This window comes from Serratia sp. SM04, assembly GCF_040280225.1.
Classification (GTDB): Bacteria; Pseudomonadota; Gammaproteobacteria; order Enterobacterales; family Enterobacteriaceae; genus Serratia; species Serratia sarumanii.
Map to the genome: position 1 here is coordinate 433,470 of NZ_JBEOQT010000021.1, position 26,281 is coordinate 459,750.

Here is a 26,281-nt window from a genome sequence, read left to right on the forward strand (position 1 = left end):
AAGCCTGCATTTGCACCTCCATGTTATGCACTTCACTTTGAGCCTATAAGGGGCGTTTGCATCGGTGCGGATAGTGCATTTGCAGGCTACTTTCCGTTCCTGGCGGCCAGCCCGCCGGTAAACAGCCCGCGTTCTCTGGCCCAGACGATGGCTTCGCTGCGGCTGTGCACGCCAAGTTTGGAATAGACCGTCGCGACATGGTTGCGAATGGTGTTGAGCGCCAGATTGAGACGCGCCGCGATTTTCTTGTCCGGCAGCCCCTCGCAAATCAATTCCAGCACATCGCGCTCGCGCGGCGTGAGATCGCTGGCGGTCAATCCGGCCTGGTCGGGCCGGTTGATGCTTTTCACGTTGGCCAGTTTTTCAATCAGGGTTTGGCTGAACCAGGAGGCGTCCTGCATCACTTCTTCGATGGCGCTGACCAGCTCCAGCTCCGAGCGTTTGCGTTCGGTAATGTCCATGAGCACCAGCAGGTAGCAGGGCGCATTGTGGATGCTGACGGCATCCGCCGAGGCCACGCAGTCGATCGACTCGCTCCCTTTCTTGCGCACCCGGATGTCCAGCCCTTCGACGTTGCCGCTTTTTTCCAGCGCGGCAAACAAACGGCGGTTCGCCTCGGGATCGTCAATAAACGGGATCTCATCGATCGTCTTGCCGATCAAGGCTTCGGCGTCGTACTCGGTGGTGCGGGTAAAGGCTTCGTTGACGTCCAGCACGCGCCGCTCGTGCGCGGTACACAGCAACGTCGGCACCGGGCTCAGGCGAAATGCCTTGGCGAACCGCTCTTCACTTTCCCGCAGCGCCGATTCCGCCTGGCGCCGGGGTTCGAGATCGGTAAAAGTGAACAGCATGCAGTCGTCTTCATTGATGTCCAGCGGTTGGCCGGCAACCACCACCAGCTTGCTTCCGCCACCGGGCAGTTTCAGCTCGGCCTCCATTTGCGGAATGGTGGCGCCTTCCCCCAGGCGCTGTATCGCCAGATCTTTGTGCTCCGCCTGTTCCAAAACGTCGAGTTCATAAACCGAACGGCCCATGACCTGTTCACGCTGGTAACCGGTCATATCCAGGAACCCCTGGTTGACCTTGACGTAGCGCAGGTCGCTTAGCCGACAAATGACCGCCGGCGCCGGATTGGCGTTGAAGGTTTTTTCAAAGCGCTGTTCGGCGCTGGCCCACTCCGTCGCGTCGCTCAGGATCAGCGCCAGCAGCTCCGGTTGCCCCTGCGCATCGGTGATAATCAGGCTCCGCAGGCGGTGCACCCAGAAGCTGTCCGGATCGTCGGCCTGCCGAACCTCCACCACCACATCGGTGAAGGTCTCGCCATCGGCAACCCGGTTCAGCGGATACTGTTCCAAAGCCAGCGGATGATTGTTGCGATAGCGCAGGGCAAAACGCGCCGCGTACTCGCCGGCATTGGCCCCCAGAGCTTTCTGATGACTCACGCTATGCATGGCCAACGCGGCCTCGTTGGCCCAGAGCAGCGTTCGATCGGTATCCGTCAGGATCACGCCGTCGGACAAGCCGGAGATGATTTGCTGCAGGTGGCCGCGGTGGGTTTCGCTGGCCAGGACGGATTGGCTCATGTGTTCTCCGCTAGACAGAAGGGAGCGGCCTCTGACCGGGGCCGCGGGTTACGCTACTCGCTGAGCAGCTTAGTGCATAACGTGCGTATTCGCAGGGTGTGAATGCACTAGTCATTCTGGCGCAAATGAACCGGGACGGCCGACGACGCCGCGCGGCAGACTGCATCTGTCTGCGCGGTTATCCGCCGTGCGTGCAATCACTTGTCCAGAAAATATAAGGAACAACGATGACCACTGTCTATGAATCAAATCGCTTTGCGTTTCAGGTGTCATGGGGCTCGATATTGGCCGGGAGTGCCGTGGCGCTGGTGACTTATCTGATCTTCAGCGTGCTGGGCACGGCTATCGGCGCCCAGGCCGTGGATATGATGCAAAAGGGTAACCCGCTGAGCGGCTTTGGCACTGGCACCGGGATCTGGCTGCTGGTTTCAACGCTGGCGTCGCTGGCCGCAGGCGCGTTCGTCGCCGGCCGCACCGCACCGAACCGCGGCGGCTTGCATGGCCTGCTGAGCTGGGCGATCACCACCTTGCTGACCACCTGGCTGGTGGTTTCACTGGCGAGTGGCGTGGTGGGGCTGGCGGGCAGCGCGGTGGGCAAAGGGCTTTCGCTGGCGGGCAGCGGCCTGGCGGCGGCGGCGCCAAACGTGGGCGAAGGCCTCAAGCAACAGCTGGATAAAAAGGGCATCAGCCTTGACTGGGGAAGCCTGGAAAACCAGTTGAACGCCACGCTCAAGCAGACCGGCAAGCCGGAACTGGATCCGGCTCGGTTGGAACAGAAGGCCGATAGGGCGACCGCCGACGGCAAGCAATCGGCCATGGACGCGGCTGCCGATCCGGCGCAGGCCGCCTCCGAGCTCAAGCAGTGGTTCGACCGCGTCAAGCAGTCCGGTGAGCCGACGTTGAGCGCCGCCGACAAGGATGCGCTGGTGAATATCGTTGCGGCGCGCACCGGCAAAAGCCGCGATGAAGCGAGCCAAATCGTCGATAACTATGCTCAGACTTACCAGCAGGCGGTGCAGAAAGTGGAAAAACTCAAGGCTGAGGCCGAGCAGAAAGCGCGTGAAGCGGCCGACGAAGCGGCCAAACAGCTGTCGCGCGCCGCGTGGGGTTCGCTGTTGATGCTGCTGTTGGGCGCTGCGCTGAGCGCCGGCGTGGGGCGGATTGCCGAATCAACCCGCCGCACTGTCGCGGTAAGTTGAGATGAAAAAAAACCTGTCGTGCATCTCGCTGAATTATCGAAAAGTAGCGGGGGCCTCTGCTCCCGTGCTCGTCATCGATTTTTGCAACGAGAATAACGAGCGCTACACCCTGCGCTACAACCTGCCGCCGGATACCCCGGAACGCACCGAGCGGCGGGTATCTTTGCTGCTGTATCTGTTGCGCAAGCACAGATCCGCAGAGATCGACAACCTGGCTGATTAATCAGGCCGTTAATGAAAGGCCCGGCCTTATAGGCTGGGCTTTTTACTGGGCAATCAGGCTATTTTGGCAACAACGCACGGTGCGAATCGGCATGAGGCTTTTACGTTGGAGGGCCGGCGGTTCACGGTGGGCAAAGTAGCGCCCCAATTGGCGTGGAGGGTAAAATAGGGCATCGAGCAAGATGTGTTAAAACATCGGTTCTTCTCAGCGCAGGAAAAAGATAAAAGAAGCTCCCTATTACGATCTGTAATTTTCTGGCCCGATGTTCAGAAAATGAGCCTGTCCCTATTTTCTTTTCAAACGCTGTTCATGTTTTTATTTATTAGCCTCAATAAGTTTTATCAGTCAGCCTGATTATAAAATGTATTTTAATTTGCAATGATGAAATTCCTATTTGGTCATGCAATTGGGATGAAAAAAACACTTTAAGATAAAACAATTAACATAAAGTGTGATTTGCCACGGCGGGGCAAATGCATCTTTAATGGATGCACTTTGCGTGGCGCATTTTTTATTCACGTGTTTTTCGCAAGCGTATTTATATAACATGATCATTTTCAGTTATTTATATGATGACTTTTCCCATGCCGTAAAAATGGCGTTGTCAGGGTGATTTTTTTAGGATTAATCTTAATGACTTGATTTGGTTGGTTAACGATTTTAATGAAAAGGACACGATTTTTATAAAAGCAAGGAGCGCGCATGGACTATCGAAAAGATATTCTTTTACAGGTGTTAGAGTATATGGAGAAGAATATTATAGAGGGACTTTCCGTTGAGAAAGTGTCTATTATCTCGGGTTACTCTAAATGGCATTTACAGCGGCTGTTTAAACATTATTTTGGCATTACGTTAGGGACTTATATCAGAAACAGAAAGCTGAGCCGATCCGCAATCTTGCTTAAACAACATCAAGAGAACATATTGGATGTCGCCTTGGCATCGGGCTTTGCCTCTCAGCAATGTTACACGCGGGCGTTTAAACGTTTCTTTGGCGAAACGCCCAACAGCTTTAGGAACAGCCGGGGATGGGATTTTTCCACCCAGATCCCACCGTATGGCATTGACAAGAAACCCTATTTTTATCACACGGTCATGCCGGATGATATCGAGCTGTTAAAGCAGTACAAGGCATTGATCTTCCACTCCATAAGGAAATACAGAGATGCCGGTGACATTACGCAGACTAATGAGAAATGGTTAAGCAAGCATGGGAAGGCTTATCGTGCGGAAAACAACAGAGCGGGAAAATGGCATTCAAACGGTAAGGAGCAAGAGGTTTTTCATTCTATCTTCAATTTCTACATACCCAGAGGGAAATATATTGTCATCCCCTTTATGGGTGAGTTGTCTGAGTACATTGATTTTTTTGCAGATATCTATGACGCCTATCTGCCGGCTATCAATGTCAAGGTGAGAGAAAGTTTTTTTATCGAACTATATAGACATGAGCATTTACACAGTCGCGTCGTCAATGTCGATATACTTATTCCTGTGGCGTAGCGTTGAGAAAAGGAAACATCATGAGTATAGAGAAATCCACCGATTCGATGAATAAGCGTCATTATGCGCGCCGTATGCTACCTTTGACATTGTCTGTGTCTGGCGGAGCGAGCGTGGCCGGTTTAGCCAGACAGGCCATTCAATTCGCGTTGGCATTAACTCTTTTCATGTTTTCAGGAAATGCGATGGCAAATAATCGGGAGCATCAGCAAATAGCGTTAGTCGGCACCTGGACCCATATTCCGGATGCGCCTGCGGTGCAGAAACCGGCGCACCCCAGTGAAGGCCTCTATCGTCTGGCGGTTAATGGCGACGGCACATTAACGCTGCTCGACGTGATTAAAATGAAAAGCCCGTCATGGATCGTAAAATCTCGCGATGGCCGTTTCGCCTATGCCACCAATGAGGAGAACGCGGGAACGGTCACTGCCTTGGCGATAGACAAAGACGGCGCCGTGCGGGTGCTGAATACGGTGAGCAGCGCGGGCCGGCAGCCGACGCATGCCACCCTCAGCCCGGATGGCAAGTTTCTGTTTGTCGCCAACTACTCCGTCGCCAAAGGCGGCGCGGGGGTGACGGTATTACCGATTGGCGGCGACGGCAAACTGGGGGAACGGGTGCAGCATTTTCCGTTCACGCCCGGCTCCGGCGCCGTGCAGGGGCGCCAGGAAGGGGGCCATGCGCACTCCACCACCTTCAGCCGCGATGGCCAATACCTGTACGCGGCGGATCTCGGCGGGGACAAGCTGCGCGCCTACCGCTATCGCTCGGACAACGCGCAGCCTTTGCAAGCGGATGCTTCGCGCGATGTCGCCTTCGCACCCGGCGCCGGCCCACGGCACATGGCGTTCTCGCCAGAAGGCGAATACGCCTACGTCATCACTGAAATGGCGAGTGAAATCGAGGTGTTTGCCGTCAGCGACCATCGATTGACGCGGCAAGGGAAGGTGAAACTGCACGGCGGGCAGGATTCAGCGGAGGCGAAAAGCGGTGGGGCAATAATCCTCAGCCCGAGCGGCAGATATCTTATTGCCACCAATCGCGGTGCCGATAACCACCTGCTGGTATTAAAAATTGGCGAGGATGGGCTGCCGGGCGCACCAACGCGCTATGAGGCCGGCGGCATTGAACCGCGTGCGCTCGCTTTCGATGCCGGCGGTAACCATCTCTATGTGACGAATGTGTTTACCAATACCGTTATGTTGTTCGATTTCGATGATGAGAAGGGCGAGTTGCAGGCCAGAGGGCAGGCAACGACGGTTTCTACTCCGACGGATATTAAGTTTTTTAATTAATGCCAATCATAACGCTCGGGGGAAATCGAATCTGAACGGGGGAAAAGGGCGGATTGCGGGTGCAGATGACGGGGAATGGCTGGACAAGAAAGAATGGCGTCCCCGACTGGAATCGAACCAGTAACTAGCCCTTAGGAGGGGCTTGTTATATCCGTTTAACTACGGGGACGCTGCGGGCCGGCAACCGAAGCTGCCGGGGCATTATACCTTTTTTTACCCGCAGAATAAGCGCTTAGCGGCGCGTTTGCTCAATACCTCGCCAGTTCATGCCGAAATTTCCTCGGCTAACCGACGGCGATCACGGTTTTTCCCCGCCGTGGCGCCGTTTTTCCTCTTGCAGGCGCGCCGCCCGATTTTTGGCGCTCAAATCGTTGCGGATCTGCGCGTGGCTTATCAGCGCAAAGATAAAGGTGCCGCCGATGATGTTGCCCGCCAGCGTCGGCAGGGCGAACGGGTAAATGAATTCTTGCCATTCAATCGCGCCGTTGAACGCCAGATAGAGGATCTCGACCGAACCGACCACGATATGGGTCAGATCGCAAATCGCCACCAGGTAGGTCATCAGCACGATCACCCAGATTTTCGCCGCGCCGGCGGCCGGGAACATCCACACCATGGTGGCGATGATCCAGCCGGCCAGGATGCCGTTGGCGAACATTTCTCCCGGCGTATGGCGCATCACCTCTTCGCCCAGGCTGATGAAGGCGCCGCGCGTCTCGGCGTCGAACAGCGGCATATGGGTAAACGCCAGCGCCGCCAGCCCGGTGCCGATCAGGTTGCCGAGCAGCACCACGCCCCACAGGCGCAGCAGGATCAGCAGGTTGCGCGGCGTGGGTTTATGCATGATTGGCAATACCGCCGTGACGGTATTTTCGGTAAACAGCTGCTGGCGCGCCATGATGACAATGATGAAACCGAAGGTGTAGCCGAGGTTCTCGATGAAAAAGCGGCTGGGATCGTCCGGCAGGCGGGCGTGGAAAATGCCCTTTGCCGCCAGCGAGGCACCCATCGACAGCCCGGCGGCGATCGCCGACCACAGCAATGCCAGCCAGTCGCGCTCCAGCTCTTTTTCGCCTTCCATCCGGATCTGTTCATGCACCGCCGCCGCGCGCGACGGCAGATTTTCTTCCCTGACTTCGATTTCGCGCTTGCCCTGTTCCTGTTCTTTGCTCTCTACCTGCATCGTCTCATCCGGCTCGTGCTCCTGGCGTCGCTGTTCGTTCATGCTGTCGCTCCTGCTTCATAAGGGTGAGTTCACGTCATTAAGCGTAGTTAAATGCGGCGAAATACAGAAAAAGGTAACAAGAGTTAAAATCCGCCGATTTTTTCCACGCATTCTTGATCCTGCTCGCCATATTGGCCCGTCGGCGCGCCCGCCGCGGGCTGCGTGCGGGGAAAGGCTTATGCTATGATTCGCTATCCCAAAGAAAAATATGAGTTCCCCGATGCTGGAAGCCAAAAGTCTGAGTTGCGTGCGCGATGAGCGCATCCTGTTTAGCGAGCTAAGCTTTTCAGTTCAGCCGGGCGATATCATTCAGGTAGAAGGGCCGAACGGCGCGGGCAAGACCAGTTTACTGCGCATTCTCGCCGGCCTGGCGCGGCCGGACGGCGGCGAGGTGTGCTGGCGCGGGCGCAACACGCTGCGCGATCGCGCGAATTACCAGCAAGATTTGCTGTTTATCGGCCATCAGCCCGGCATCAAAGCCGTATTGACGCCCTTCGAAAATCTGCAGTTTTATCAGGCGGTGCGCGGCGCGGCCGAGCATCAGGCCATCTGGCGCGCGCTGGAGCAGGTGGGGCTGGTGGGTTACGAAGATCTGCCGGTGGCGCAGCTTTCCGCCGGGCAGCAGCGGCGCGTGGCGCTGGCGCGGCTGTGGCTCAGCGCGGCGCCGCTGTGGATCCTCGATGAACCGCTGACGGCGATCGACAAACAGGGCGTGGCCGAGTTGATTAGCCTTTTTGAACAACATGCGCAGCGGGGCGGCATGGTATTGTTGACCACCCATCAGGATTTGGCCGGCGTCGGCCAAACGGTGGGCAAAGTTCGTTTGGCGGAACACGACGCGGGGAGTTTGTGATGTTTTTGACCCTGGTGCGCCGCGAACTGAAGATCGCCTGCCGTAAAGGCTCGGAGATCGTCAACCCGCTGTGGTTTTTCCTGATAGTGATCACGCTGTTCCCGTTGGGGATTGGCCCGGAGCCGCAGCTGCTGGCGCGCATTGCGCCGGGCATCGTGTGGGTGGCGGCGCTGCTGGCTTCGCTGCTGTCGCTGGAGCGGCTGTTTCGCGATGATTTCCTCGATGGCTCGCTGGAGCAGCTGTTGCTGCTGCCGACGCCGCTGCCGATGACGGTGCTGGGCAAAGTGTGTGCTCACTGGGTCGTGACGGGTCTGCCGCTGCTGATCCTGTCGCCGCTGGTGGCGCTGCTGCTGTCGCTCGATATGCAGACCTGGCTGGCGGTGGCGGGGACGCTGCTGCTCGGCACGCCGACGCTGAGCCTGATCGGCGCTATCGGCGTGGGGTTGACCGTCGGCCTGCGCAAAGGGGGCGTGCTGCTCAGCCTGCTGGTGCTGCCGCTGTATATTCCGGTGCTGATCTTCGCCACCGGGGCGATCGACGCCGCTTCGATGGGCATGCCGATCGACGGTTACCTGGCGATACTCGGCGCGATGCTGGCGGGCAGCGTGACATTGGCGCCATTTGCCACCGCGGCGGCGCTGCGAGTGAGCGTACACTAGCTAACGTATTGAATGAACAGACGGGCAAGGCCGACAAGAGCGTACCCCGCAGAAGATTTTCGCCGTTTCGAACCCTCGGGGCGGCCGACGCATAAAAATTACCGTGAGCACTGACGACAATGTGGAAATGGTTACATCAACTGGCGCGGCCTGAACGGCTGTATCACGTCTGCGGCCGCTTTATCCCCTGGCTGGGGCTGGCGGCGGCGGCCTGCCTGCTGCTTGGCTGGGCATGGGGCTTTGGTTTCGCGCCGAAGGATTATCAGCAGGGCGACAGCTTCCGCATCATTTATATTCACGTGCCGGCGGCCATGTGGTCGATGGGCATCTACGCCTCGATGGCGGTGGCGGCGTTTATCGGCCTGGTGTGGCAGATGAAAATGTCCGATACCGTGGTGGCGGCGATGGCGCCGATCGGCGCGGTGTTCACCTTTATCGCGCTGGTGACCGGCTCCGCCTGGGGCAAGCCGATGTGGGGCACCTGGTGGGTGTGGGATGCGCGTCTGACCTCCGAGCTGGTGCTGCTGTTCCTCTATATGGGCGTCATCGCGCTGTATAACGCTTTCGAAGACCGCCGCCTGGCGGGCCGCGCCGCCGGGATTCTGGTGCTGGTGGGCGTGGTGAATATCCCGATCATCCATTTCTCGGTCGAATGGTGGAATACGCTGCATCAGGGCTCGACCAACATGCAGCAGTCCATCGCGCCCAGTATGCGCACCCCGCTGCGCTGGGCGATCCTCGGCTACCTGCTGCTGTTCGTCACGCTGACGCTGATGCGCCTGCGCAATCTGATCCTGTTCCAGGAACGCCAGCGCCCGTGGGTCGCCGGGCTGGTGAATAAGGAGCGTTAGTCATGAATGCCGCATTCGATTCCTGGTCGGCGTTTTTCGCCATGGGCGGTTACGCCTTCTATGTCTGGCTGGCGGTCGCCGCCACGCTGATTTCGCTGTTGGGGCTGGTGGCGCACACCGTCTGGCAACGGCGCCAGCTGCTCGCCGAGATCGGCCGCCGTCAGGCGCGCGAGCGGCGCATTCGCCATGCGCAACAATCAAAACAAAAATCCGCCGCACCGCGGGAGAAATCATTGTGAATCCACGTCGTAAAAGCCGCCTTTATCTGGCGATCGTTGTGCTGATCGGCATCGCGCTGACCGCGACCCTGATGCTGTACGCGCTGCGCTCCAATATCGATCTGTTCTATACCCCGGGTGAAATTTTGCAGGGCAAGGGCGAGAATCATGAGAAGCCCGAGGTCGGCCAGCGGCTGCGCATCGGCGGCATGGTGATGCCGGGCTCGGTGAAACGCGATCCCAATACGCTGCAGGTCAGCTTCAAGATTTACGACGCGCGCGGCGCGATCGGCGTGACCTACACCGGCATTCTGCCGGACCTGTTCCGCGAAGGGCAGGGCGTGGTGGCGCAGGGCGTGCTGGGTGAGGGCAACGTGGTCAATGCGCGCGAAGTGCTGGCCAAACACGACGAGAAATACACCCCGCCGGAAGTGGCCGACGCGATGAAAGAGAACCACAAAGGCCCGGCGGAAGCGTATAACGCGCCGCAGGCGGAGGGCGCCAAGTCATGATGCCGGAACTGGGCAGTTTTCTGCTGTGCCTGGCGCTGGCGATCGCGCTGCTGCTGAGCATTTACCCGCAGTGGGGCGCGGCGCGGCAGGACAGCCGCATGATGGCGGTGGCCCGGCCGCTGACCTACGGCATGTTCGCCGCGATTGCGCTGGCGTTCCTGTGCCTGGTGCACGCCTTCGTGGTCAACGATTTTACCGTCGCCTACGTGGCCACCAACTCCAATACCCAACTGCCGGTGTATTACCGCATCGCCGCCACCTGGGGGGCGCATGAAGGTTCGCTGCTGCTGTGGGTGCTGCTGCTGAGCTGCTGGTCGCTGGCGGTGGCGTTGTGCAGCCGGGCGATGCCGCAGGATGCGGTGGCGCGGGTGCTGTCGGTGATGGGGATGATCACCGCCGGTTTCCTGCTGTTCATCATCATGACCTCCAATCCGTTCACCCGCACGCTGCCGAATTTCCCGATCGACGGCAGCGATCTCAACCCGCTGCTGCAGGATATCGGCCTGATCTTCCACCCGCCGCTGCTGTATATGGGTTATGTCGGCTTCTCGGTCGCCTTCGCGTTCGCCATCGCCTCGCTGATGGCCGGCCGGCTCGACACCGCCTGGGCGCGCTGGTCGCGCCCGTGGACCACCGCCGCCTGGGTGTTCCTCACGCTGGGCATCGTGCTCGGATCGGCCTGGGCCTACTATGAGCTGGGCTGGGGCGGCTGGTGGTTCTGGGATCCGGTGGAGAACGCCTCCTTTATGCCGTGGTTGGCCGGCACTGCGCTGATGCATTCGCTGGCGGTGACCGAAAAACGCGGCACGTTCAAAGCCTGGACGGTGCTGCTGGCGATCACCGCCTTTTCGCTGTGCCTGCTGGGCACCTTCCTGGTGCGTTCCGGCGTGCTGGTCTCGGTGCACTCCTTCGCCTCCGATCCGGCGCGCGGCATGTTTATCCTCGCCTATCTGGTGATCGTGATCGGTGGTTCGCTGCTGCTGTACGCGGTCAAGGGCGGCCAGGTGCGCAGCCGGGTGCAGCACGAGACCTTCTCGCGCGAGACCTTCCTGCTGGGCAACAACGTGCTGCTGATCGCCGCCATGCTGGTGGTGCTGTTGGGCACGCTGCTGCCGCTGGTGCACAAACAGCTGGGGCTGGGCAGCATCTCGATCGGCGAGCCGTTCTTCAACACCATGTTCACCTGGCTGATGGCGCCGTTGGCGCTGCTGTTGGGCATCGGCCCGCTAGTGCGTTGGCGCCGCGATGAGCCGAGCAAGCTGTGGCGCCGCCTCGGCGTGGCGCTGTTGGCGACGCTGGCGCTGTCGATTCTGCTGCCGTGGCTGCTACAGGACAGCATCGCCGGCATGACGGTGGTGGGCCTGATCATGGCGCTGTGGGTGATCATCCTGACGCTGATGGAACTGCATGAGCGTGCCACCCACCGTCACGGTTTCTGGCGCGGCCTGCGCCAGCTGTCCCGCAGCCACTGGGGCATGGTGCTCGGCCACCTCGGCGTGGCGGTGACGGTGATCGGCATCGCCTTCAGCCAGAACTACAGCGTGGAGCGCGACGTGCGGATGAAGGCCGGCGACAGCGTGGATATCCACAACTATCACTTCGTGTTCCGCGACGTGCACGACATTCGCGGCCCGAACTACAGCGGCGGCGTCGGCATCATCGACGTCACGCGCAACGGCAAGCCGGAGGCGACGCTGCGCGCGGAGAAACGCTATTACAGTGTGGCGCGCAGTATGATGACCGAGGCGGCGATCGACGGCGGTTTCAGCCGCGATCTGTATGCGGCGCTGGGCGAGGAGCTGGAGGATGGCTCCTGGGCGGTGCGCCTGTATTACAAACCCTTCGTGCGCTGGATCTGGTTCGGCGGCGTCTTTATGGCGATCGGCGGCCTGCTGTGCATCCTCGACCCGCGTTACCGCATGAGCAAAAAACTCAAGCGCGAAGGCAAGCTGGAGGCGCAACCATGAAGCGCAAGCTGCTGTTTATCCCGTTGGTCCTCTTCCTGCTGCTGGTGGCGGCGCTGATGGTGCAGCTGACGCGCAACGCCGGCGGCGAAGATCCGACCATGCTGGAATCGGCGCTGATCGGCAAACCGGTGCCGACCTTCAGGCTGGAATCGCTGGATCAGCCCGGCAAAACCTACGATCAGGCGGTGCTGCGCGACGGCAAGCCGATATTGCTCAACGTCTGGGCCACCTGGTGCCCGACCTGCCGCGCGGAACACCAGTATCTCAACACGCTGGCGGCGCGCGGCGTGCGGGTGGTCGGCCTGAACTATAAAGACGATCGCGCCAAGGCGGTGACCTGGCTGAATTCCCTCGGCAATCCCTATGCCCTCAGCCTGTACGACGGCGACGGCATGCTGGGGTTGGATCTCGGGGTCTACGGCGCGCCGGAGACCTTTCTCATCGACGGCCAGGGGATTATTCGCTATCGCCACGCCGGCGATATGAACGAGCGCGTCTGGCAGCAGGAAGTGCTGCCGCTGTATAAAAAGTACGGAGGTGAGGCATGAGGCTGATTGTCCTGCTGTGCGCCGCGCTGCTGAGCTGGAGCGCCGCCGCGGCGATCGATACCTATCGCTTCAACTCCGTCGAGCAGGAGCAGCAGTATCGCGAGTTGACCGAACAGCTGCGCTGCCCGAAATGTCAAAACAACAGCATTGCCGATTCCAACGCCATTATCGCCGCCGACATGCGCACCAAGGTGTACGAGCTGATGATGCAGGGGCAAAGCAAGCAGCAGATCATCGATTACATGGTGGCGCGCTACGGCAATTTCGTCACCTACGAGCCGCCGGTGACGCCGGCGACGCTGATCTTGTGGATCGGCCCGCTGCTGTTCGTGCTGATCGGCGGGGCGGTGGTGATCCTGCGCGCCCGGCGCCGGCCCGACGCGGCGGTGGACGATGCATTCTCCGAACGGGAACGGCAGCGCCTGGCTGCGCTGTTGCAAGAGACTGACAGGAAGAAACCCTAATGGCTTTTTGGCTGATTATTTGCGTGTTGCTGGCCGGCGCCGCCGCGTTGCTGGTGGTGCCGGCAATGCGCCACGGCAAGCAGAGCGCCGCCACGCGCGATGCGTTGAACAAGGCTTTTTATCAGGATCGTCTCAGCGAGTTGGAGCAGGACGAGCAGCAGGGCGTGGTGGCCGAGCGCCCGGAGCTGGTGAAAGAGCTGCAACAGAACCTGTTGAACGACATCCCGGCCGAGCAAGCGGCGCAGGCGAAACCGATCAATCGTTGGGCGCTGGTGCCGGGCGTGCTGTTATTGCTGGCGGTGACCGTTGGCTTTTATCTGAAAACCGGCGGATTGGCGCAGGTGCTGGACTGGCGTCTGGTGCAGGCGCAAATGCCGGAATTGCGCGAGCGCGTTGCCAATGAGCGCGCCAAACCGCTGAGCATGGAAGAGATCGCCCGCCTCGGGCTGGGGCTGCGCACCGCGCTGCAGCAGGACGATCGCAACATCAACGACTGGATGATGCTGGGGCGCGTCGGCATGGCGTTGAACAACGCCACCACCGCCACGCAGGCGTTTGCCCATGCTTATCAATTGGATCCGAATAGTCTGGAAGTGCGGCTCGGCTATGCCGAGGTCTTGACGCGCTCCAACGATCCGGAGGATAACAAGCAGGCGACGCAACTGCTGCGGCGCATGATCGCGGAAAACCACGGCGATCCGCGGGTGCTGAGCCTGTTGGCGTTCAATGCCTTCGAACAGGGCGATTTCAAGCAGGCGATCGGCGCCTGGCAGGTGATGCTGCAACTGCTGCCGGCCAACGATCCGCGCGCGGAAGTGATAAAGCGCAGCATTGCACAAGCAAAAGCCCAGGCAGGCGGAGAAAATGTTAAACTGAATGTGACCGTTTCGCTGTCACCGCAGGCGGCGAAAGCCTTGCCGCCGCAGGGGACGCTGGTCATTTCGGTCACTGACGGCGTCAGCCCGGTGCCGGTGGCGGTAAAACAATTGCCGCTGAGCCGTTTTCCGCTGTCTTTCTCTCTGGATGACAGCAACGCCATGATGCCCGAGCGTCTGCTCTCGGCGCAGCATCAGGTGCAGGTGCGTGTGCGCCTCTCACAGGACGGATTGGCCACGCCGCAGCCGGGGGACTGGTTCGGCGAAAGCTCGCTGCAGACATTCAGCGGTAAAGAGCAGGTTAGCGTTCAGATAAACAAGCAGGTCACTGAAAAATAAGACCGAACGTGTTTTTATGGAGAAAAATATGAACTTTCGCCTGACTGGGGTGGCATTCGCAACGGTATTACTGGTGGGCTGTGCCAGCGCGCCAGACAACGATCCGCAAGGGCGTTCCGATCCTCTGGAAGGATTCAACCGGACGATGTTCGACTTCAACTACAACGTCCTGGATCCCTATATCCTGCGTCCGGTCGCGGTGGCCTGGCGTGACTACGTGCCGATGCCGGCGCGTAACGGCATCAGCAACTTCACCTCCAACCTGGAAGAGCCGGCCAGCATGGTCAACGCCTTCCTCAAGGGCGACCCTTACCGCGGGATGATTCACTTCAACCGCTTCTTCCTGAACACCCTGCTCGGGATGGGCGGCCTGATCGACGTGGCCGGCATGGCCAACCCGAAACTGGCGCGCGAAGAGCCGAACCGCTTCGGCAGCACGTTGGGGCATTACGATGTGGGTTACGGCCCGTACGTGATGCTGCCGGGCTACGGCAGCTTCACCCTGCGTGAAGACGGCGGCGACTTTGCGGATACGCTGTATCCGATGCTGAGCTACCTTACCTTCTGGATGTCGGCGGGCAAATGGGTGGTCGAGGGGATCGAAACCCGCGCCCAGCTGCTGGATTCCGACGGCCTGCTGCGCAACTCCTCCGATCCTTACATCATGGTGCGCGAAGCTTACTTCCAGCGCCACGACTTCATCGCCAACGGCGGCTCGCTCAAGCCGGAAGAGAACCCGAACGCCAAGGCGATTCAGGGCGAACTGGACGAGATCGACTCGCAGTAATCACGGGCGTCACGCCAATGAAAAACCCGCCGGCAGGCGGGTTTTTTATGCCGGCGGCACGCGGCAGGCAAAGAAAAAGCGCCCCGCGGGGCGCTTTGGCATCCATCTCAGGCGAGATTAGAAGCGGTAGTTGAAGTTGGCGCCGTACAGCCAGGCTTTACCTTCAGAGTTGAAGGTGTAAGGGCCTTCTTTGATGGTGACTTTCTGGCCGTGCATGTAGGAAACGCCGACGTCGACCGACGCGTCTTTGTTGAACGCATAGGTGGTACCGGCACTCAGCCAGAAGCGATCCTGATCCGGAATGGAAATCGAACGGTTCTGTGCCGGCACTGGGCTGTCATCGAAGGCGATACCGGTACGGAAGGTCCAGTTGTCGTCGTAGAAGTAGGTGGTACCCAGCGCGATGCGGTAAGCGTCTTTGAAGCCTTCATGCTTCTCGAACAGCGTTTGGCCGTTGTTGCCGGTGGCTCTCAGCTCCTGGAACTGGCTCCAACTGGTGTAGGCCAGGCTGTAGTGGATGGCCCACTGCGGCGCCACTTTGTTGTAACCGGACAGCTCCCACATTTCCGGCAGGTGCAGGCTCAGAGAACCCGGAATGGTGTTGCCGTTGGTGCCCCACGGAAGACCTTGAGAGGCCAGCAGCGGGTTGAAGGCTGAAGGCAGGCTGCTCTTGTAGTCGCCGTCGAAGTCGATTTTCACTTCAGAGCGGTAGGTGAGGCCGTAACGGTTGTTTTCATCCACTTCGTACAGAATACCGGCGTTCCAACCGAAGCCCCATTCGTCGCCTTTCAGGTGCGAAATCTGGGTATCTGCCGGGATCTGCGAAACAGGGCCGGCTAGCTGCGGCGGTAATTGGCCTGAACCGGCGATGAGCTTCGGCAGTTCACCGGCGTAACGTTCCAGTTTGGCTTTGGCGTACACCGCATCGAAGCCCAGACCGAAGCTGAAGTGTTGATTCAGACGATATGCGCCGCTGAGGTTCAGGTTGAGGGTGGTCAGATCGGTCTTGCCGCCGTAAGCGCCGGCGGTATAGCCGTCGTTGAATTCTGTCGCCAGACCGTAGTTGCTGGTGACCGAGCCGCCTACGGCGAACTGATCGTTAATCGGGTGAACATAATGCAGGTTCGGCACCCAGGCGGTCGGCGCGATGTTTTTCGAATCCAAACTGGCGCCGGAAGGGGATTGACCGGTAATGTCAACGTCCGGGTCGATGAAGACCGCGCCGAAAGAAAGTTCCGGGCGGGTATACATCATCAGCAACGCCGGGTTGCGGCTTGCGGAGGCCGCCGTATCCGCCATGGCGCCTTCGCCAGAATACGAACGTCCTAAACCAGCTGATGAGAACTCATTCAGCTGGAATCCTGCGGCAGACACGTTTGAAGAGATAATTGCCACTGCAGCTGCGAGAGCTGATTTAGTCAATAGGTTTTTCTGGCTCATGACCAAAACCTCATTATGTGTTTATTATTTAAACTATTGTTACACGAGGTAACAAGGAGCGCGGGATTGTAGGGTCCGTTATCGTTCAGACAAATCAGACCAGTGGCTGAAGTATAGGTCTGACCTGTGAAAATGTTGCAAGTTTGTTTTTGAAATATTTCCAACCTGATATCAAAAAAGAGATCTGCTTAACAAAACGTCAGCGGTAAATAACAAAATTCTTACCATTTCTTAGCAGGCGCTCATTTTTATTTGTGATTTCCATCACTTAAAACACCCATTAAAAGTAAGTGCTAGTGATTGCCGGCGTGGAAGCGTAAAATACCTGCAGAATTTTGTGGCTTTGTGCCGGTGAGTAAAACGGCAATTTGGGCTGATAACCGAGGCCTTTGAGGAGAACCAATCATGTCAGATGCAATTAATAAATGCAGCGCCCAGGAAACCGCCGCGTGTTGCTGTGTGGATGTCGGCACCGTGATGGATAACACCGATTGCACCGCGTCCTACAGCCAGGTGTTCAGCAATCAACAAGATGCGGAGGCGATGCTGGCCGCCCTGAGCGAAAAGGCGCGCGCGGTAGAATCCGACCCTTGTGACATCAGCAGTAGCATTAAACCGGTTGACGGCGGCGTGCAGTTGGCGGCCGATTTTACCTTCGCCTGCCAGGCGGAAACCCTGATCTTCCAGCTCGGCCTGCGTTAATCCCCGTTTTACCCCGGCGCCGCCTGCCGCGTGCCGGGGATTGCCTTTCCCCACACCGCCCCCGATAGAAAGTGCGCCTGCTCGCAGTTTTGATCTCTGCCGGTTTGCCAAATGTAACCGTTTGGTTAACAATGACCTCATCAGGTCAGACCTCTTTCTGCCCATTGCGCTGACGTTATTTTCTTCAGGAGCATTTATGAGTAAGGCACTGCCGTTGGTGACCCGTCATGGTGACCGCATTGCGATTGTGAATGGACTGCGTACCCCCTTTGCCAAACAGGCGACTGCCTATCACGGCATTCCGGCGGTGGATTTAGGGAAAACGGCGGTGAGCGAGCTGTTGGCGCGCAGCGGCATCGATCCGCAGCTTATCGAACAGTTGGTGTTCGGCCAGGTGGTGCAAATGCCCGAGGCGCCGAACATCGCGCGTGAAATCGTGCTCGGCACCGGCATGAGCGTCCATACCGACGCCTACAGCGTGTCGCGCGCCTGCGCCACCAGCTTCCAGGCGATCGCCAACGTGGCGGAGAGCATCATGGCCGGCAGCATCAGCGTTGGCATCGCCGGCGGGGCGGATTCTTCTTCCGTCTTGCCGATCGGCGTCAGCAAGGCGCTGGCGCGCACGCTGGTGGACGTCAACAAGGCGCGCACGCTGTCGCAGCGCCTCAAACTGTTCAGCCGGCTGAAATTTCGCGATCTGATGCCGGTGCCGCCGGCGGTGGCGGAGTATTCCACCGGCCTGCGCATGGGCGATACCGCCGAGCAGATGGCGAAGAGCCACGGCATCACCCGTGAAGCGCAGGATGCGCTGGCGCACCGTTCCCACGAGCTGGCGGCCAAGGCCTGGCGGGAAGGGTGGCTGCGCGACGAGGTGATGACCGCCTATGTGCCGCCTTACCGCGCGCAGCTTTCTGAAGACAACAACATCCGTAAAGATTCCAGCCTGGCTTCCTACGCCAAGCTGAAGCCGGCGTTCGATCGCAAGCATGGCAGCGTCACCGCGGCCAACAGCACGCCGCTGACCGACGGCGCGGCGGCGGTGCTGATGATGAGCGAGTCGCGTGCCAAAGAGCTGGGGCTGCAGCCGCTGGGCTATTTGCGCAGCTTCGCCTTCGCCGCCATCGACGTGTGGGAAGACATGCTGCTGGGGCCTTCCTACGCTACGCCGCTGGCGCTGGATCGCGCCGGCATCGGTCTGGCCGATCTGACGCTCATCGACATGCATGAAGCCTTCGCTGCGCAAACGCTGGCCAACCTGAAGATGTTCGCCAGCGAAGAGTTCGCCCGCGAGAAGCTTGGCCGCAGCCAGGCGATCGGCGAGGTGGACATGGACAAATTCAACGTCTTGGGCGGTTCCATCGCCTATGGCCACCCGTTCGCCGCCACCGGCGCGCGCATGATCACCCAGACGCTGCATGAGCTGAAACGCCGCGGCGGCGGGCTGGGCCTGACCACCGCCTGCGCCGCCGGCGGGTTAGGGGCCGCGATGATCGTGGAGGTGGAATGATGAGCTTCGAAAACGCATTGCATGAACAGCGCGCCAAACCGTCGGCCTTTCAGCTGACGATTCGCCCCGACAACATCGGCGTGATCACCATCGACGTGCCGGGCGACAAGGTGAACACGCTCAAGGCCGAGTTCGTCGAACAGGTCAACGACGTGCTGATCCGGGCGCAGCAGCATACCGCGCTGGAAGGGCTGGTGATCGTTTCCGGCAAGCCGGACTCGTTTATCGCCGGCGCCGACATCACTATGATTGCCGCTTGCACCAGCGCCAAAGAGGCGGAAACGCTGGCCAGGAAAGGGCAGAGCACGCTGGCGCAGATCGCCGCGTTCCCGGTGCCGGTAGTGGCGGCCATTCACGGCGCCTGCCTGGGCGGCGGCCTGGAGCTGGCGCTGGCCTGCCATGGCCGCGTCTGTTCGCTGGATGACAAAACCGCGCTCGGGCTGCCGGAAGTGCAGCTGGGCCTGCTGCCGGGCTCCGGCGGCACGCAGCGCCTGCCGCGCCTGGTCGGCGCCGCCAAGGCGCTGGACATGATCCTGACCGGCAAGCACATTCGCGCCCGCCAGGCGCTGCGCATGGGGTTGGTGGACGACGCCGTGCCGCAGTCGATTCTGTTGCAGACCGCCATCGAGCGGGTGAAGCAGGGCTGGAAGCATCAGCGCGAGCTGCCGTGGCAGGATCGCCTGCTCAACGGCCCGCTGGGCAGAAGTCTGCTGTTCAGCATCGTGCGCAAGAAAACGTTGGCGAAAACCCACGGCAACTACCCGGCGGCGGAGCGCATCATTCAGGTGGTGCGTACCGGGCTGGATCACGGCAGCGCCAGCGGCTATGAGGCTGAAGCGCGCGCCTTTGGCGAGCTGGCGATGACGCCGCAGTCGGCGGCGCTGCGCAGCCTGTTCTTCGCTTCCACCGCGCTGAAAAAGGAGCGGGGCGGCAATGCCCAGCCGCACGCCCTGCATCGCGTCGGCATTCTCGGCGGCGGCCTGATGGGCGGCGGCATCGCCTGCGTCACCGCCACCCGCGGCGGATTGCCGGTTCGCATCAAAGACATCAATGAAACCGGTATCAACCATGCACTGAAATACAGCTGGGACGTGCTCGGCAAGCGGGTGCGCCGCAAGCGCATGCGCCCGGCGGAACGGCAAAAGCAGATGATGCTGATCTCCGGCTCTACCGATTACACCGGCTTTGAACAGGTGGATATCGTGGTCGAGGCGGTGTTCGAAGATCTGGCGCTGAAGCAGCAGATGGTGGCCGAGGTAGAAGCCAACTGCGCGCCGCATACCGTGTTCGCCTCCAATACTTCTTCGCTGCCTATCGGCCGCATCGCCGAAAAGGCCCAGCGGCCGCAGCAGGTGATCGGCCTGCACTACTTCAGCCCGGTGGACAAGATGCCGCTGGTGGAAGTGATCCCGCACGCCGGCACCAGCGAAGAGACCATCGCCACCACCGTGGCGCTGGCGCACAAGCAGGGCAAAACCGCCATCGTGGTGGGCGACAGCGCCGGTTTTTATGTCAACCGCATCCTGGCACCGTACATCAACGAAGCGGCGCGCTGCCTGCTGGAAGGCGAGCCGATTGAGTCGCTGGACAAGGCGCTGGTGGACTTCGGTTTCCCGGTCGGCCCGATCACCCTGCTGGATGAAGTGGGCATCGACGTCGGCACCAAGATCATTCCCGTGCTGGTCGAGGCGCTGGGGCCGCGCTTCGCCGCGCCTGCCGCGTTCGATGCGGTGCTGAAAGACGGGCGCAAAGGGCGCAAGAACGGCCGCGGCTTCTATCTCTACCCGAGCGAAGGGCAGCAGCGGCAGCGGCGCAAACGTGCGGATACCTCATTGTATACGCTGCTCGGCGTCACGCCGAAGGCGCACATGCTGCCGGCGAGCGTCGCTCAGCGCTGCGTGATGATGATGCTGAACGAAGCGGCGCGCTGCCTGGACGAAGGCGTGATCCGCAGCGCGCGCGATGGCGACATCGGCGCGGTGTTCGGCATCGGCTTCCCGCCGTTCCTCGGCGGCCCGTTCCGCTATATGGACGAGCTTGGCGCCGAGAAAGTGGTGAAGACGCTGGACTACCTGCGTCAGCAGCACGGCGAGCATTTCGCCCCGTGCGAACGCCTGCAGCGCATGGCGCAGCAGGGCGAGCGCTTTTACCCGCTGGGGAGCTGAACGCAGGGCGGCCCGATTTGCACTATAGTTGCAACAGGGCCGCGTTGTGATCGCCATCACTCCTTGCGACAGCGTCAGCCGGTGAGGCTGTACAGCGAGGCTGCGGCAGCGGTAAGTTAGCTTGACCGCCATCAATAAATCTCATGGCGGAAAGGTTAAAATTTAACCCGTTGAATTGATTGTTCTGTGAGCAATCGAGGTTTGCCCGGGGAGGATTGCTGTAAAAAACAGCGTTTTCTTTAGGCAAACTTTCAGGCAAAATGCCCGGCCGCCATAAAGAGACGGCGCGTTATCGTTTTAAAGCTTTGGCTTTGGGTTGTAAAACTCGGCGGTACAGCACGCACGGCGTTTCTGTATAGCGTTACTTTGTCAACAACAGCGGTGCAATATGCAAGTTTTGATTATGCGTCACGGAGAGGCGGCGCTCGAGGCAGCCAGCGATGCGGTAAGGCCCCTTACCCTGTGCGGCCGCGACGAGTCCCGTCAGATGGCGGCCTGGTTGAACACCAAGTCTGTGGATATTGAACGCGTGCTGGTCAGCCCCTATCTGCGGGCCGAACAGACGCTGGCGACGGTGCGTGAAGCCTTGACGCTACCGGAGGGCGAAGAAGTGTTGCCCGAGCTGACGCCGGGCGGCAACGCCGAACAGGTCGGCAGCTATCTGCAGGCGCTGGCGATGCAAGGGGTGAGCTCGGTGCTGATCGTGTCGCACCTGCCGCTGGTGGGCTATCTGGTGGCCGAACTGTGCCCGGGCGAGTGCCCGCCGATGTTCGCGACCTCGGCGATTGCCAACGTCGATCTGCCGGCGGACGGCAGCTACGGCAAGTTTGAATGGCAGGTCAGCCCGTCGCAGGTGATGGCCAAAGTGTGAACCGCGGATGCGGTGCGGAATAAACTCAGGGCGATGTCTGACATCGCCCTGAGTCGTTTCTGCGGGTCTACTCGGCCAGCTCCACCAACAGCAGGATGGCGGCGTTGCCGCCCCATTCCTTCGGCGCCTGATGAAACGCCAGCACGTCGGGATGCTGCGCCAGCCACAGCGGCGTTTGCTGTTTGAGAATGTGCTTGCCGTGCCCGTGCATCACGCAGGCGCAGTGCACGTGTTCGCGTTTGCAGGCGGCGATCAGCGCCCCCAGCTCCTGCTTGGCCTGCAGCTGGGTCAGGCCGTGCAAATCGAGAAACAGCTCCGGCGAGTAATCGCCGCGTCGCAGCTTCTTCAGCTCATACGGGCTGCTGCCGGGGCGCACGTAGCGCGTCGGGCCTTCTTCTTCCAGCTGCGGCTGGTATTCATCTGAAAAATAATAGCTGGCATCGACCTGCTCCTGCAGCAGCCGCTGCGGGGCAATCTGTTTGACCTTGGGTTTCGGCGGGCGGTGGACGATGGTGTCCTGGCGCAGCTTTTTCGCGCCCGCCACCGACTCTCTGAAGAGCTGTTGTTCGTCTTTGCTCAGAGGGGGCTTGTTCTTCATGCTTCATTCACCGGAAATCGTTTATTTCGCTAGTTTACCTTGTGAATGAGCGCTGTCGACGCAAAACTCGGGCCAGAGTGAAAAGCGCGAGGGGCAAGCGTGATTTGTCGCGGGCTTCATGGCAAACTATGCGGCTAAATCATGAAACACAGCGCCTGCCGGAGGGCAAATTGGACAAAATTTTCGTCGACGAAGCAGTGAACGAACTGCACACCATTCAAGATATGCTGCGCTGGACGGTAAGCCGCTTCAACGCCGCCAATATCTATTATGGTCACGGAACCGATAATCCGTGGGACGAAGCGGTGCAATTGGTGCTGCCAAGCCTGTTCCTGCCGTTGGACATTCCGGAGGACATGCACACCGCCCGTCTGACCTCCAGCGAGCGCCATCGCATCGTTGAGCGCGTGATCCGCCGCGTCAACGAGCGCATCCCGGTCGCCTACCTGACCAACAAGGCCTGGTTCTGCGGCATGGAATTCTACGTCGACGAGCGCGTGCTGGTGCCGCGTTCGCCGATCGGCGAGCTGATCAACGATCGCTTCAGCGCGCTGATCCCGCACCCGCCGCGCCATATCCTCGACATGTGCACCGGCAGCGGCTGTATCGCCATCGCCTGCGGCTACGCTTTCCCGGAAGCGGAAGTGGACGCGGTGGACATCTCCAGCGAGGTGCTGGCGGTGACCGAGCGCAACATTCAGGCGTACGGCGTCGAACACCAGGTGATCCCGATCCGTTCCGATCTGTTCCGCGACGTTCCCGCGATCCAGTATGATCTGATCGTCACCAACCCGCCGTACGTCGATGCGGAAGACATGTCCGATCTGCCGCAGGAGTTCCGCTTTGAGCCGGAGCTGGGCCTGGCGGCGGGCAGCGACGGCCTGAAGCTGGTGCGCCGCATCCTGGCCTGCGCGCCGGACTACCTGACCGACGACGGCGTGCTGATTTGTGAAGTGGGCAACAGCATGGTACACCTGATGGAACAATATCCGGATATTCCGTTCACCTGGCTGGAGTTCGAAAACGGCGGCGACGGCGTGTTCATGCTGACCAAACAGCAACTGGTGGATTGCAAGGAACACTTCAGCCTCTATCGCAGCTAAGCCGCATTTTCAAGGCCCGCACGGCGGGCCTCATAACGATAAAAGACTAACGGTAAGGAGCCGTGATGGCAGGAAACAGTATTGGGCAGATTTTCCGCGTCACCACCTTCGGTGAATCTCACGGGGTGGCGCTGGGTTGTATTGTCGACGGCGTGCCGCCCGGCATCCCGCTCACCGAAGCCGATTTGCAACACGATCTGGACCGCCGTCGTCCGGGCACCTCGCGTTACACCACCCAGCGTCGCGAACCGGATCAGGTGCGCATTCTCTCTGGCGTATTCGAAGGCGTGACCACCGGCACCAGCATCGGTTTGATCATTGAGAACACCGATCAGCGCTCGCAAGACTACAGCGCCATCAAAGACGTGTTCCGTCCGGGGCATGCCGACTACACCTACGAACAGAAATACGGCCTGCGCGATTACCGCGGCGGCGGCCGCTCTTCGGCGCGTGAAACCGCCATGCGCGTTGCGGCGGGCGCTATCGCCAAGAAATACCTGCAGCAGAAGTTCGGCGTGCAGGTGCGCGGCTATCTGGCGCAGATCGGCGACGTGACCTGCGAGCTGAAAGACTGGGATCAGGTCGAGCAGAATCCGTTCTTCTGCCCGGATCCGGACAAGCTGGAAGCGCTGGACGAACTGATGCGCGCGCTGAAAAAAGAGGGCGACTCCATCGGCGCCAAGGTCAGCGTGATTGCTGAAAATGTGCCGGTTGGCCTGGGCGAGCCGGTGTTTGACCGCCTCGACGCCGATCTGGCGCACGCGCTGATGAGCATCAACGCAGTGAAAGGCGTGGAGATCGGCGACGGATTTGCCGTGGTGACCAAGCGCGGCAGCGAAAACCGCGATGAAATCACCCCGGAAGGTTTCCAGAGCAACCATGCCGGCGGCATTCTCGGCGGCATCAGCAGCGGCCAACCGGTGGTGGCGCATCTGGCGCTGAAGCCGACCTCCAGCATCATGGTGCCGGGCCGCACCATCAATCGCCAGGGCGAAGCGGTGGAAATGGTCACCCGCGGCCGCCACGATCCGTGCGTGGGTATCCGCGCCGTGCCGATCGCCGAAGCGATGATGGCGATCGTGCTGATGGATCACCTGCTGCGCCAGCGTGCGCAAAACGGTGATGTGGTTTCCGACGTGCCGCACTGGTAATCGCCATGAAAAACTGGATGTTGGGCCTGGTGGCCCTGACGGCCTCCGCCTCCGCCATGGCGCTGACGCCGTGGCAGAAAATCGATCATCCGGTGGCCGGCGCGCCGCAGGCGGTGGGCGGTTTCGCCAACGGCTGCGTCATCGGCGCCCAGCCGTTGCCGCTGAACTCACCGAACTACCAGGTGATGCGTACCGACCAGCGCCGCTATTTCGGCCACCCGGATCTGTTGGCGTTCATTCAGCGCCTCAGCAGCCAGGCGAATCAGAAAGCGCTGGGCACGGTGCTGATCGGCGATATGGCGATGCCGGCCGGCGGGCGCTTCAGCAGCGGCCACGCCAGCCACCAGTCGGGGCTCGACGTCGACATCTGGCTGCAACTGCCGCGTCAACGCTGGAGCGCGCAGCAGTTGCTGAAGCCGCAGCCGATCGATCTGGTGTCAGGGGACGGCAAGCAGGTAGTGGCGCGCCAATGGCAGCCGCAGATTGAGTCGCTGATCAAGCTGGCGGCGCAGGATGCGGACGTGACGCGCATCTTCGTCAATCCGGCCATCAAACAGCGTCTGTGTCTGGACGCCGGCGCCGACCGTGCCTGGTTGCACAAGGTGCGGCCGTGGTTCGGTCACCGCGCGCACATGCACGTGCGCCTGCGTTGCCCGGCGGGCAGCCTTGAATGTAAAGAGCAGGATACGCCGCCGCCGGGCGACGGCTGCGGCGCCGAACTGGCGAGCTGGTTCGTGCCGCATCAACCGAACGCCAAACCGGGTAAACCGGTGCCGCCGCCGTTACCGCCGACCTGTCAGGCATTGCTGGATCACCATTTCTCAGCGGAATAACACATGGACTGGTTTGTCATCGGCCCCGAGATGCTCGGGGTGTTGTTTGCGGTAGCGCTGCTGGCGGGGTTTATCGACTCCATCGCCGGCGGCGGCGGGCTGCTGACGGTGCCGGCCCTGCTGGCGGTGGGGGTTCCCCCGGCCCAGGCGCTGGCGACCAACAAACTGCAGTCGGTCGGCGGTTCCTTCTCCGCCAGCCTGTACTTTATTCGTCGGCGGGCGGTGAACCTCAACGACCAGAAGCTGACGATCTTTCTGACGCTGATCGGTTCGATCGCCGGCGCCATTCTGGTGCAGCATATGCGCGCCGATTTGCTGCGGCAGATGTTGCCGCTGCTGGTGATCGGCATCGGCCTCTACTTCCTGCTGATGCCGCGGCTGGGTGAGGAAGATCGTCAACGCCGTCTCGGCGCCTTGCCGTTCGGGCTGGTGGCCGGCGGCTGCGTCGGGTTTTACGACGGCTTCTTCGGCCCCGGCGCCGGATCGTTTTACGCGCTGGCCTATGTGACGCTGTGCGGTTTCAACCTTGCCAAGTCCACGGCGCACGCCAAGGTGCTTAACTTCACCTCCAACGTCGGCGGGTTGGCGCTGTTCATCATCGGCGGCAAGGTGGTGTGGAGCATCGGTCTGGTGATGCTGGTGGGGCAGGTGCTGGGGGCGCGTTTGGGCGCCCACATGGTGCTGACCCGCGGGCAGAAGCTGATTCGGCCGATGATCGTGATCGTCTCGCTGGTGATGAGCCTCAAGCTGCTGTACGACAATCACGGCGCGGAAATTCAGCAGTGGTTGAGCGCCCTGGTGCACGGTTAA

26 protein-coding genes and 1 tRNA gene are annotated in these 26,281 nt (G+C 60.4%); 22 read left to right on the forward strand and 5 right to left on the reverse strand.

Going from position 1 to position 26,281, the window contains the following annotated elements:
• Positions 1-86: 86 nt before the first annotated feature.
• Positions 87-1,583: a helix-turn-helix transcriptional regulator gene (locus ABTW55_RS16505; protein WP_060421999.1), complete on the reverse strand. Its 1,497-nt coding sequence runs from the start codon at positions 1,581-1,583 to the stop codon at positions 87-89.
• A 227-nt stretch (positions 1,584-1,810) separates the two neighbouring features.
• Between ABTW55_RS16505 and ABTW55_RS16510 the strand changes: the two genes are divergently transcribed.
• The 4 genes from ABTW55_RS16510 (at position 1,811) to ABTW55_RS16525 (ending at position 5,803) form a co-directional block, all read left to right on the forward strand.
• Positions 1,811-2,782: a hypothetical protein gene (locus tag ABTW55_RS16510; protein WP_060421996.1), complete on the forward strand. Its 972-nt coding sequence runs from the start codon at positions 1,811-1,813 to the stop codon at positions 2,780-2,782.
• Between the two features lies 1 nt (position 2,783).
• Positions 2,784-3,005, forward strand: coding sequence for a hypothetical protein (locus tag ABTW55_RS16515; protein ID WP_004936288.1), 222 nt, complete (start codon positions 2,784-2,786; stop codon positions 3,003-3,005).
• 702 nt (positions 3,006-3,707) lie between these two features.
• Positions 3,708-4,508, forward strand: a complete 801-nt coding sequence (locus ABTW55_RS16520) for a helix-turn-helix domain-containing protein (protein WP_060421994.1) — start codon at positions 3,708-3,710, stop codon at positions 4,506-4,508.
• Positions 4,509-4,528: 20 nt separating this feature from the next.
• Positions 4,529-5,803: a lactonase family protein gene (locus ABTW55_RS16525; RefSeq protein ID WP_230199924.1), complete on the forward strand. Its 1,275-nt coding sequence runs from the start codon at positions 4,529-4,531 to the stop codon at positions 5,801-5,803.
• Positions 5,804-5,897: 94 nt separating this feature from the next.
• Here the strand turns inward: ABTW55_RS16525 and ABTW55_RS16530 are convergent.
• Positions 5,898-5,972, reverse strand: a tRNA-Arg gene (locus ABTW55_RS16530).
• 129 nt (positions 5,973-6,101) lie between these two features.
• A complete protein-coding gene (locus ABTW55_RS16535) occupies positions 6,102-7,028 on the reverse strand; it encodes a formate/nitrite transporter family protein (protein WP_033648092.1) in 927 nt (308 codons plus the stop codon).
• A 220-nt stretch (positions 7,029-7,248) separates the two neighbouring features.
• On the opposite strand from ABTW55_RS16535, the gene ccmA reads away from it, so the two are divergent.
• The 10 genes from ccmA (at position 7,249) to mlaA (ending at position 15,101) form a co-directional block, all read left to right on the forward strand.
• Positions 7,249-7,881 (forward strand): cytochrome c biogenesis heme-transporting ATPase CcmA, encoded by a 633-nt coding sequence (gene ccmA / locus ABTW55_RS16540; protein WP_033653721.1) that lies wholly within the window; start codon positions 7,249-7,251, stop codon positions 7,879-7,881.
• On the forward strand, positions 7,881-8,540 hold the full coding sequence (gene ccmB, locus ABTW55_RS16545; protein ID WP_025303731.1) for a heme exporter protein CcmB: 660 nt from the start codon (positions 7,881-7,883) through the stop codon (positions 8,538-8,540). Before ccmA ends, ccmB begins: the two co-directional genes overlap by 1 nt.
• Before the next feature lie 119 nt (positions 8,541-8,659).
• Entirely contained in the window at positions 8,660-9,391 is a 732-nt protein-coding gene (locus tag ABTW55_RS16550; RefSeq protein WP_060421988.1) for a heme ABC transporter permease, read from the forward strand.
• A gap of 2 nt (positions 9,392-9,393) precedes the next feature.
• A complete protein-coding gene (ccmD, locus tag ABTW55_RS16555; RefSeq protein ID WP_004936267.1) occupies positions 9,394-9,630 on the forward strand; it encodes a heme exporter protein CcmD in 237 nt (78 codons plus the stop codon).
• Complete coding sequence (gene ccmE / locus ABTW55_RS16560) at positions 9,627-10,121, forward strand: cytochrome c maturation protein CcmE (RefSeq protein WP_004936264.1); 495 nt, start codon at positions 9,627-9,629, stop codon at positions 10,119-10,121. Before ccmD ends, ccmE begins: the two co-directional genes overlap by 4 nt.
• Positions 10,118-12,088, forward strand: coding sequence for a heme lyase CcmF/NrfE family subunit (locus ABTW55_RS16565; protein ID WP_033653725.1), 1,971 nt, complete (start codon positions 10,118-10,120; stop codon positions 12,086-12,088). The genes ccmE and ABTW55_RS16565 overlap by 4 nt, the downstream gene beginning before the upstream one ends.
• Positions 12,085-12,636, forward strand: coding sequence for a DsbE family thiol:disulfide interchange protein (locus ABTW55_RS16570; protein WP_015378623.1), 552 nt, complete (start codon positions 12,085-12,087; stop codon positions 12,634-12,636). Before ABTW55_RS16565 ends, ABTW55_RS16570 begins: the two co-directional genes overlap by 4 nt.
• Entirely contained in the window at positions 12,633-13,100 is a 468-nt protein-coding gene (locus ABTW55_RS16575; protein ID WP_033648088.1) for a cytochrome c-type biogenesis protein, read from the forward strand. Before ABTW55_RS16570 ends, ABTW55_RS16575 begins: the two co-directional genes overlap by 4 nt.
• On the forward strand, positions 13,100-14,314 hold the full coding sequence (gene ccmI, locus ABTW55_RS16580; protein ID WP_060421985.1) for a c-type cytochrome biogenesis protein CcmI: 1,215 nt from the start codon (positions 13,100-13,102) through the stop codon (positions 14,312-14,314). The genes ABTW55_RS16575 and ccmI overlap by 1 nt, the downstream gene beginning before the upstream one ends.
• A gap of 28 nt (positions 14,315-14,342) precedes the next feature.
• A complete protein-coding gene (gene mlaA / locus ABTW55_RS16585; RefSeq protein ID WP_033635394.1) occupies positions 14,343-15,101 on the forward strand; it encodes a phospholipid-binding lipoprotein MlaA in 759 nt (252 codons plus the stop codon).
• Between the two features lie 117 nt (positions 15,102-15,218).
• Here mlaA and fadL read toward each other — a convergent pair whose 3' ends face one another.
• A complete protein-coding gene (gene fadL, locus ABTW55_RS16590; protein WP_033648086.1) occupies positions 15,219-16,541 on the reverse strand; it encodes a long-chain fatty acid transporter FadL in 1,323 nt (440 codons plus the stop codon).
• 405 nt (positions 16,542-16,946) lie between these two features.
• On the opposite strand from fadL, the gene ABTW55_RS16595 reads away from it, so the two are divergent.
• From ABTW55_RS16595 to sixA, 4 genes are all read left to right on the forward strand, one after another.
• Positions 16,947-17,243, forward strand: coding sequence for a YfcZ/YiiS family protein (locus ABTW55_RS16595; RefSeq protein WP_072265018.1), 297 nt, complete (start codon positions 16,947-16,949; stop codon positions 17,241-17,243).
• A 196-nt stretch (positions 17,244-17,439) separates the two neighbouring features.
• Positions 17,440-18,750 carry an acetyl-CoA C-acyltransferase FadI gene (fadI, locus tag ABTW55_RS16600; protein WP_041036112.1) on the forward strand — a complete coding sequence of 437 codons (1,311 nt, stop codon included), beginning with the start codon at positions 17,440-17,442 and terminating at the stop codon, positions 18,748-18,750.
• Entirely contained in the window at positions 18,750-20,915 is a 2,166-nt protein-coding gene (fadJ, locus tag ABTW55_RS16605; protein ID WP_060421983.1) for a fatty acid oxidation complex subunit alpha FadJ, read from the forward strand. Before fadI ends, fadJ begins: the two co-directional genes overlap by 1 nt.
• 388 nt (positions 20,916-21,303) lie before the next feature.
• Positions 21,304-21,786: a phosphohistidine phosphatase SixA gene (sixA, locus tag ABTW55_RS16610; protein ID WP_004936230.1), complete on the forward strand. Its 483-nt coding sequence runs from the start codon at positions 21,304-21,306 to the stop codon at positions 21,784-21,786.
• 67 nt (positions 21,787-21,853) lie between these two features.
• On the opposite strand, the gene smrB is transcribed toward sixA, so the two are convergent.
• Complete coding sequence (gene smrB, locus ABTW55_RS16615) at positions 21,854-22,384, reverse strand: endonuclease SmrB (protein WP_004936226.1); 531 nt, start codon at positions 22,382-22,384, stop codon at positions 21,854-21,856.
• Between the two features lie 170 nt (positions 22,385-22,554).
• Between smrB and prmB the strand changes: the two genes are divergently transcribed.
• From prmB to ABTW55_RS16635, 4 genes are all read left to right on the forward strand, one after another.
• Positions 22,555-23,487, forward strand: a complete 933-nt coding sequence (gene prmB, locus ABTW55_RS16620; protein ID WP_060422357.1) for a 50S ribosomal protein L3 N(5)-glutamine methyltransferase — start codon at positions 22,555-22,557, stop codon at positions 23,485-23,487.
• Between the two features lie 65 nt (positions 23,488-23,552).
• The gene (gene aroC / locus ABTW55_RS16625; protein WP_060421980.1) at positions 23,553-24,638 is read left to right on the forward strand and encodes a chorismate synthase; all 1,086 of its coding nucleotides are present in this window, start codon (positions 23,553-23,555) and stop codon (positions 24,636-24,638) included.
• 5 nt (positions 24,639-24,643) lie between these two features.
• Entirely contained in the window at positions 24,644-25,471 is an 828-nt protein-coding gene (mepA, locus tag ABTW55_RS16630; protein WP_041036109.1) for a penicillin-insensitive murein endopeptidase, read from the forward strand.
• Positions 25,472-25,474: 3 nt separating this feature from the next.
• Positions 25,475-26,281 carry a sulfite exporter TauE/SafE family protein gene (locus ABTW55_RS16635; RefSeq protein WP_033635385.1) on the forward strand — a complete coding sequence of 269 codons (807 nt, stop codon included), beginning with the start codon at positions 25,475-25,477 and terminating at the stop codon, positions 26,279-26,281.